Annotated in this window: 9 protein-coding genes; 2 read left to right on the top strand and 7 right to left on the bottom strand. The window is 60.5% G+C overall.

Annotated features, from left to right (window positions below):
* Both RCH93_RS07650 and RCH93_RS07645 read left to right on the top strand, forming a co-directional pair.
* The coding region (locus RCH93_RS07650) for a YkgJ family cysteine cluster protein (RefSeq protein ID WP_306547753.1) at positions 1-632 on the top strand (632 nt) is incomplete at its 5' end.
* Positions 633-741: 109 nt separating this feature from the next.
* Entirely contained in the window at positions 742-1,620 is an 879-nt protein-coding gene (locus tag RCH93_RS07645) for a DUF1186 domain-containing protein (protein ID WP_306547752.1), read from the top strand.
* A gap of 61 nt (positions 1,621-1,681) precedes the next feature.
* Here the strand turns inward: RCH93_RS07645 and RCH93_RS07640 are convergent, their stop codons facing one another.
* The 7 genes from RCH93_RS07640 to RCH93_RS07610 form a co-directional block, all read right to left on the bottom strand.
* The gene (locus RCH93_RS07640; protein WP_306547751.1) at positions 1,682-2,659 is read right to left on the bottom strand and encodes a diguanylate cyclase; all 978 of its coding nucleotides are present in this window, start codon (positions 2,657-2,659) and stop codon (positions 1,682-1,684) included.
* Positions 2,660-2,794: 135 nt separating this feature from the next.
* Positions 2,795-3,124, bottom strand: coding sequence for a hypothetical protein (locus RCH93_RS07635; RefSeq protein ID WP_306547749.1), 330 nt, complete (start codon positions 3,122-3,124; stop codon positions 2,795-2,797).
* A gap of 345 nt (positions 3,125-3,469) precedes the next feature.
* A complete protein-coding gene (gene nrfD / locus RCH93_RS07630; protein WP_306547748.1) occupies positions 3,470-4,594 on the bottom strand; it encodes an NrfD/PsrC family molybdoenzyme membrane anchor subunit in 1,125 nt (374 codons plus the stop codon).
* The gene (locus RCH93_RS07625) at positions 4,572-5,081 is read right to left on the bottom strand and encodes a HyaD/HybD family hydrogenase maturation endopeptidase (protein ID WP_306547747.1); all 510 of its coding nucleotides are present in this window, start codon (positions 5,079-5,081) and stop codon (positions 4,572-4,574) included. The genes nrfD and RCH93_RS07625 overlap by 23 nt, the downstream gene beginning before the upstream one ends.
* Before the next feature lie 2 nt (positions 5,082-5,083).
* Positions 5,084-6,784, bottom strand: a complete 1,701-nt coding sequence (locus tag RCH93_RS07620; protein WP_306547746.1) for a nickel-dependent hydrogenase large subunit — start codon at positions 6,782-6,784, stop codon at positions 5,084-5,086.
* A gap of 81 nt (positions 6,785-6,865) precedes the next feature.
* Positions 6,866-7,897, bottom strand: a complete 1,032-nt coding sequence (gene hybA / locus RCH93_RS07615; protein ID WP_306547745.1) for a hydrogenase 2 operon protein HybA — start codon at positions 7,895-7,897, stop codon at positions 6,866-6,868.
* 27 nt (positions 7,898-7,924) lie between these two features.
* The coding region (locus RCH93_RS07610; RefSeq protein ID WP_306547744.1) for a hydrogenase small subunit at positions 7,925-8,404 on the bottom strand (480 nt) is incomplete at its 5' end.

The raw sequence follows: 8,404 nt of genomic DNA, 5'->3' as shown, positions 1-8,404 counted from the left end.
CCTGTTGCCGCCAAGGCGGCCCGGCCCTGCACGGCCCGGACCTCGAATTGCTGCGCTCCGGCCATCTCCGCCTGGACGACCTGATCACCGTGCGCCGGGGCGAGTTGGCCTTCCAGCCGCTGGCCGCCAGTCCCGAACCTGTCGCCCACGAATTCCTGAAACTGACCGGGCGAAACGGCTCCTGGCAGTGCGTCTTTTATGACGAAGCAACAAAAGGTTGCGGCCGATACGAGCGCCGGCCGATGGCCTGCGGCCTGCTCGACTGCACCAACACCGGGCCGCTGCTGGACATAGCCGGACAGGACCTCCTGACCCGCTTTGACTGCATCGCCGACGACGACCCGCTGCTGCCGCTGGTGCGAGAACATGAGGCGCAGTGCCCCTGTCCGGATTTGCTGACCGTCCGCCAGAACATTGAACAAGGCGCGTTCACCGCCCCCCGGCTGGCCGAGCTCGAAACCGCCGTTGCCCGCGATCTCGCCTTGCGTTCCCAGGCGGCCGTCAACTTCCGTCTTTCGGTAGCCCAGGAACTATTCTACTTCGGCCGCCCCCTGTTTCAACTGCTGCTCCCCCTGGGAATCCAGGCGGTCAACACCCCCGCAGGCCTCCGATTGAGCCTCCAGACCCGGTAACCCAATCTCCCCTTTCCGACGCCGACATTCCGTTGACTGCAGGGGCAAAAGCATATAAAGTGCCGCAACTTTTGCCCCTTCTTCCCATCTATGCCTGAGGTGCGCCGGTATGAACGATTCCGAAATCCAGACCCTTCTTGCCAAGTTCGACCTGTTGAGCAGCACCTATCTGCGCGACGAGGTGGACGAAGCCCTGAACCATCAGGAGGCGCTGACCCCGCATCTGCTCAGGATCATCGAGGACGCTGCCGAAAACCCGCTGCGCCAGGTGCTGGAAGAACACAACGCCCACGTCTACGCCGCCACGCTGTTGTCCCATTTCCGCGAGCCCGCCGCCCACCTGCCGCTGGTCCGCGCTTTCTCCGTTGCTCCGGAGCCGCTGGCCGACCTGTGGGGCGACATGACCACCGAAACCCTGCCCACCCTGCTCTACAACACCTGCGACGGCTCGATTGAGGCGATCAAAGAGCTGGTCGTCAACCGGACCATTGACCAGTATGTGCGCTGCGCGGCCATGGAGGCCCTATCCTATGTGGCGGCCTTTGAGCCAAGCCGGCGGGACGAGGTGGTGCAGTTTCTCCAGGGACTGTTCACCGGTGAAGAGGCCGATCGCGAATCCTATTTCTGGGGCAACCTGGCGGCAACCCTGTGCGATCTTCATCCGGGGGACTCGATGGAGATCATCCGCAAGGCCTTTGACGACAAGATTGTGCAACCCGGCTTTATCGGTTGGGGGAATGTCGAGGTGGCGAGCGAACTGAGCCGGGAGGCGACGCAGGAATCGCTGCAGACCTGGGTCAAGGCGCGGATGCCGGCCGACATCCACGGCTACATCTCCTGGTTTGCCGAATTCCACCAGGAAGAACTCGAACAACCGCCGCAGCAGCCAGAGAAGCCGGAAAAGAAAATCAAACCCGAGAACAAGAAGAAATCCGGCGACACCAAGAACAAGGCCGCCAAGAAGGCGCGCAAGAAAAATCGGCGCTAAACGAGACGAGACCGGGAAGAAACCGAGAATAAAACGAGACGAAGGCAGAGAAGAACGGCCTTCAGTGGGGATCGACGGGCAAAAAGCCGTCCTGTTGCGGAGCGGCCTTCATCTCGGCGTAGGCGACAACCGCGTTTTTGCCCCTGCGTTTGGTTTCAAACAGGGCGTGATCGGCATTGCCCAGCAGGTTCACCAAATCGTTGGCGTCTTCGGGGTAGGAGGCCATGCCGCAACTGACGGTGAGGCGCACCTCAAGGCCTTGCGAGACCAGGAAGCGATTGTCGGCAATCGCGGCGCGGATCTGTTCGGCGACCTGCCCGCCCGTGCGGCCGTCGTGACCGGCGAGCACCAGCACGAACTCGTCGCCACCGTAACTCACCCCGTAACAGCCCTTGGGCAGCAACCCCTTGGCCACCGCCGCCAGTTCGGCAATGGCGCGACTGCCGTTGAGATGGCCATAGGTGTCGACCACCCGCTTGAAATGGTCGATATCGATGAAAACAACGGTGAGCGGGCGATGCGGATGTTGATCGAGGTGGGCCTGCAGGGTCTGGTAGAGGTAGCGGGTGTTGTATAACCCGGTGAGATCGTCAATGTAGGAAAGTTCGCGGTAGCGGGCTCGACTGGCCTTGAGCGCTTGCTGGGTCTTGCACAGCGCCAGATGCGTTCGGACGCGGGCGAGCAGTTCCTCTCTGGTTGACGGCTTGATGATGTAGTCGTGGGCCCCGGCCTCAAACCCGGCGACGATGTTGCTTTTGTCGTTGTTGGCGGTGACGAAAATGACCGGGATATCGGCGGTGCGCGGATTGCCTTTAATAATCCGACAGGTTTCCAGCCCCGAGAGACCGGGCATGTCGATGTCCAAAAGGATCAAATCCGGCAGGAAAGACTCGAGCAGCGCCAAGGCCTGCTGACCGCTGTTTGCCGCAGTCACCGGGTAGCCGGCCTGAGCAAGCATCGCCCCCAACAGCTTGACGATGACCGGGTTGTCGTCAACCACCAAGAGCGGGCTGTCGTTTATTTTCTCTTTCTTTTTCATGTCTTCCATAGTGGTGGAAAACAGGGCGAAAGTCAAGAAACCGCACAGGAACCCACCCAACAAAATGTTACAACCACAAAGGGGGCTGACGGCGCGCGCCGTCAGCCCCCTTTGTGGTTGGCCCGGTTCTGGCTGCTACTTCACGGGGCAAAGCGCCTTGACTTTGGCGTCCGGTTCAGCCAGACAGCGCACTATTTTCTCCTGTTCCTGCTCCGTGGCCGCCATCCCTTCCTTGACCATATCCTTGACCACCCCACTCCAGGACATGGCGCCCTTGCCCTTTGCTATCCTCGGACAGACATAGGTCACGAAATGACAGGACCCGCATTTGTTGCGCACCAGTTCGTGACATTCCTCGCTGGCCTGCGCCGGGGCGGCTTGCAGCAGAGCCGCGGCTGCCGCCATCCCGGCAAGAAAAAACATGTTTCGGGCCATTTTGGCCGTTTGGGCCGTTGTTGCTTTCATATTGCGCATATTGGCAGCAGTCCCTCGTGAGCCTTCTTATTCCATTTCCAAATCAAGCCAAGCATGATGGTCACGGCAACACCTCGTCCAAACGGGTGTGCCTTTCGAACGAAGTGAGAAATGACCGCCCCAAAGAAACTCCTGAAAAACTAAGATGTTATCCCTTGGCCAACGTTCTTTTTTTGTCATCTCGACCGAAGGGAGAGATCTCGCCTGTATATGACAAGGCAGCGTGTTCACGGTTGAAATGGAATGAGCCTTATGACGAAGCGACCGGCCATGCGGGCGGGACACGCACCGCCCGCATGGCTGTTCCCCCAACCCCCGTCGCCCCGTTCCTTTGAATCAGTGTGAAAACAGCGGCAGATGCTTAGCCGACATCTTATAGAGAAAAACGCCCAGCGAAATCACGCCCAACGACACCAAAAACTCCTTCCAGGACGGCGAGTAGGAAAAGCCGCGCCAGGCATTGTAGCTTTCCATGCTGAACAGACAGACGTTCAGCCGGTTGAGGATGACGCCGACAATAACCATAATGTTAACCGAGAAAATGGTGTTGATGTTGGTGCGCATCTTCTTGACGCTGAGGATGCCGATAGGCACAACCACCCCGATCAGCATTTCCAGCAGATACATGTTGCCTTCCACCGAGCCGTCAAAGGCCATGCCGGGACTGGCCACGGCAAACAACTGGTACACCTTCAGCAGCAGATAGAAACTGAGCACGATCAAACTGCCCCGGGCCAGCCCGTAAAAAATCTCCTTGTCGACCTTGTGCTGGAGAAACTTGCCGCTGAGCATGGTCTCGAAACTGACCATGGAAAGGCCCATGGCCACGGCGGACACCAGGAAATGAAAGGGCAGCTTGGTGTCCCACCACAGCGGCGACATCTTGGACGGCGAGATAAGAAACACCGCGCCCAGCGACGACTGGTGCAGGGTGGAGAGCATGACGCCGAAGATAACCGCGCCAACCATCACCTTGCCCACTGCCTGTCGCGCCTTTTCCCAGCCCAGCCGCTCAAAGAGCATGGGGCTGAACTCCAGGGCCAGGGTGGTGGTGTAGAAGATAACGTGCATGGCCACAACCCACATCACCGAGTGGTATTGCCACATAAATGCTGGATGCGGCAGCCGGAAGGGGTGGCCGATATCGAGAAAGAGCGCCACCACCGCCATCAGATACCCGAGAAAGGCGGTGAGGATGGCCGGCCGGACAATGGGCCGGTATTTTTTCCAGTTGAACAGATAGACGGCGCAGGCGATGATAAAGCCCCCAGCCGCCATGGCCACGCCGCCGAGCACGTCCAGCCCCAGCCAGAAGCCCCAGGGGTAGCCGTCGTTGAGGTTGGTGGAAGCCCCCAGGCCCATCACCATCCGGTAGACGGCAATCACGGTCCCGGCGATAATCAGCAGGACCATGACGATGGTCGTCGGGGTCCAGGTTTTAATGTTCGGATTTGATTCCATTGCGTTTCACCTCATATCCAAAGTGACGGAGTTGTTCGACCACGGCTCCGATGGTTTTCTCCATTCCGGCCTCCACTTCCGGAGAAAGGCCGATTCCGACATCAAGTTGTTTGGGTTCTATGCCGTACAACGTCAGGCGCTTGGGCATGGCGTCGCACAGCTGGGCGGCGGCGAGCACGTCGCAGATGCCCAACTGGTGGGGCGTGGTCCGGGCGAGAAAGGCCCTGGGCACGTGCTCGTCCTCGACCATCACCACAGTCCCCGGCGGGCGATCATTGCGCAGGGCGTCAATCAAAATGAGATGCTCCTTGCTGTCGATCATGGACAGCAGCTCAAACCCGGCTGTTCCCCCGTCCACGCACTCGACCGCAGCCGGCAGGGTGTAGCGGCGCGACAGTTCCTCAACCGCCTTGCAGCCCACCCCCTCGTCGCCGATCAACAGATTGCCGATGCCCAGCACCAGCGTTTTCACGCCATCCTCTCCCATAATTACAGCACCTTGACCTTGCTGATCGGCGTTTTCTTGCCGTCCACCAGGTGGATGGCGCAGGCCAGACAGGGGTCAAAGGAATGGATGGTGCGCAGCACCTCCAGCGGCAATTCGGCGTCGGCAACGGGATTGCCCACCAGCGAGGCCTCGTAGGGGCCAAGGGCGTCTTCGCCGTTGCGCGGGCCGGCGTTCCAGGTGGAAGGCACCACCGCCTGATAGTTCTTGATTTTGCCGTTTTCAATCACAATCCAGTGGGAAAGCGTGCCGCGCGGGGCCTCGTGGAAGCCCGTGCCGCGCTGCTCGCCCCGTGGAAACACCGGGGCGTTGAAGGTGTCGAAGTCGCCCTTGCCGATGTTGTCGATCAGGGCCTGCCACTGGACGTTCATGGTGTCGTGGAGCACGGCGCAGCGCACCACCCGGGCCGCGATCCGGCCGATGGTCGAATGGAGGGCGTCAATGCCCACCGTGGCCCCGGCCAGGGCGGAAACATTGGCCAGGGTGGCGTCGACATATTTTTTGGTGACGGCGTGCCCGGCAAGGTACATCGCCACCACGTGCGGCAACGGCCCGACCTGCGCCGGCTGGCCCATGAAGGTCGGCGCCTTGACCCAGGAATATTTCTTGTCGTAGTCGTAGCCGGTGTAGTTGGGGATCGTGTCCTCCTCGTAGGGCGACCGGTCCCAGTTGCCGTTGTACCAGGAATGCTTGATCGATTCTTTGATCGAGTCGTAGAGCACCTTCTCCTTGTGGCTGGCAATGGGCGCAAACTTGGTGATGTCGCCGCCGGGAATGTAGCCGCCGGGCAGGGCAAACACCGTGCCCTTGCTGTCCATGGGCATGTCGGGCACGGACAGATAGTTGAGCACGCCGGCCCCGTACTTGGTCCAGTCGGCGTAATAGGCGCCAATGGCGGCCACATCGGTGAGCATGGCCTGATTGATGAAATCGCCGACCTCGTCAATCAGGGTCTTGATGTGGAACAGTTTTTCGACCGTCAGGTTGGCCGGGCTGTCGGGGTTGATCGGGTTGGTGACGCCGCCGACCGCCAGATTCTGGATGTGCGGCGTCTTGCTGCCCAGGATCGCCACCACGGTGTTGATCCTGCGCTGGTAGTCCAGGGCCTGCAGGTAGTGGGTGGCCGCCAGCAGGTTGACCTCCGGAGTGAGTTTCATCGCCGGATGGCCCCAGTAGCCGCTGGCAAAGAGGCCCAACTGGCCGCTGCCGATAAATTTTTTCAGCCGATCCTGAACCGCCTTGATCTCCTGGACACTGTTGCCCTTCCAGTTGGAAAGCTTCTGCCCCAGGGCGGCGGTGGCCTGCGGATCGGCGGTGGTGGCGGAGACGATGTCCACCCAGTCCAAGGCGCACAACTGATAGAAATGGACCATGTGGTCGTGGATGCCGTGGGCGCCGACGATCATGTTGCGGATATACTGGGCGTTCAATGGTATTTCCAGCTTGAGGGCGTCTTCCACCGCCCGGACCGAGGCCATGGCGTGGACCGTGGTGCAGACGCCGCAGATGCGCTGGGCGTAGGCCCAGGCGTCGCGGGGGTCGCGGCCTTTGAGGATAATCTCGATGCCGCGCCACATCTGCCCCGACGACCAGGCATTGGTGACCTTGCCGTTGTCGACTTCGCAATCTATGCGCAGATGCCCCTCGATTCTGGTTACTGGATCAATGGTGATTTTTCTGGCCATGATGTTCTCCTTTACGCTCCCGTTGCTAGGGGGTGAATGTCACAAGTGTCAAAGTATGCGAGGACAGACTGCCCGATGAAATCAGGGCGCATCCCCTGTGCCGGCGTTCTTCTTTTTCTCGATTTTTTGGGTCACCACCCGCAACGCGGTTCCGGCCACCAGCAAGGTGCCGATCAGGGCCGGCACATGGGAGACGTAACTCCAGGTGAATTCCGGATAGACTTGGTTGGTGACCTTGGGGTTGAAACCGAGCTTGTCGAAGCTCACCCCGGCGAGAAAGAGATACTGCGTGCCGCCGGCTTCTTCGAGGCCGTAGACATGGTTGACGTATTCCGACACCACCTGCTCGGTGCGCTCGGCGCCGTCGACCCGTTTGACCGGGTAGGCGTAGGTGTCGCCGGGCTTGAGGGTCAGGCGCCGTTTGGCTTCTTCTTGCAGATCCTTGACCTTGCCGAAGATCGAGGCCCCGGTGGGACAGGATTCGCAACAGGCCGAGTACTTGCCCTGCGCGTAGCGATGATTGCACAATTGGCACTTCACCACCGAGGGCGAGGCCTTTTCCCACTCGTACATGGGAATGCCAAAGGGACAGGCCACCTGACAGTACCGGCAGCCGAAACATTTGTTTTTGTTGTAGGTGACAATGCCGGTGTCCGGCTGCTTCTGCAGGGCCGCCACCGGGCAGACCGAAACGCAGGCCGGCTCGATGCAGTGCAAACAGTGCTGCTTGATGAACGAGAAGGCCGGGCCGCTCTTGCTGGCCTGGCTTGCCTTGTCCGCCTGTTCGCCGCCCCGATAGGCCTTGATCACGCACAGGGTCTTGTCGGACAGGCCGTCGGGCGCGTCGTAAATCTTGTCGTCCGCCGGATATTCAAAGGGAATCAGGCCGGCGGTTTCCTTGTGATACAAGGCCCCGCCGGGTTCCGAATTGGCCTTCTTGCAGTTGACCATGCACGACATGCAGCCGATGCACAGGGTGGCGTCGTAGAGGATGCCGACCGCATCGGGCGGCAGTTGCCCCTTGGGCGCCGCCTGACCGGGGGTGGCGCCCGCCGTCAGCATCAGGCCGGTTCCCGCCGAAAATTTGAGAAAATCCCGTCTGTTGATTGCCATGGTATTCGTTGCTCCCGAGCTGAGTGATCAGTCTTCCTTGCCGCCGCGCTGCGACAGGGCTACCGCCGCCGCACCGATGGCCGCCCCGGCCACGCCGTATGCAAAGCCTTTCGCGCCGCCGCCCTTGGGCGGAACCGCATCGGGCTGCTGGGCAGGCGGAGTGGGGAAAACAACCTTGGCCTTGGAGAACAGCGGGCTGTGGAACCCCACATGCTCTTCAGAACAACCGAAGCAGGGCGAGCCAGTGGCCACCGGCCAGCAGCCGGGGGTGTCGTTGAAGGGCAGCGTGGAACAGTTGTTGTACGTTTCCGGACCTTTGCAGCCCAGCTTGTAGAGGCAGAATCCCTGGCGATGGCCTTCGTCGCCGAATTCCTCGGCAAAGCGGCCGGCGTCGAAATGCGGCCGACGTTCGCAATTTTCGTGGATCAGGCGGCTGTAGGCGAATTTCGGGCGGCCTTTGTCGTCCAAGGCCGGCAGCTTGTTGAAGGTGAGGAAATGAATGACCGT

Origin of the sequence: Desulfobulbus sp. (genome assembly GCF_030824455.1) — a bacterium.
Lineage (GTDB): Bacteria > Desulfobacterota > Desulfobulbia > Desulfobulbales > Desulfobulbaceae > Desulfobulbus.
This window is presented reverse-complemented; position numbering and strand designations above follow the sequence as displayed.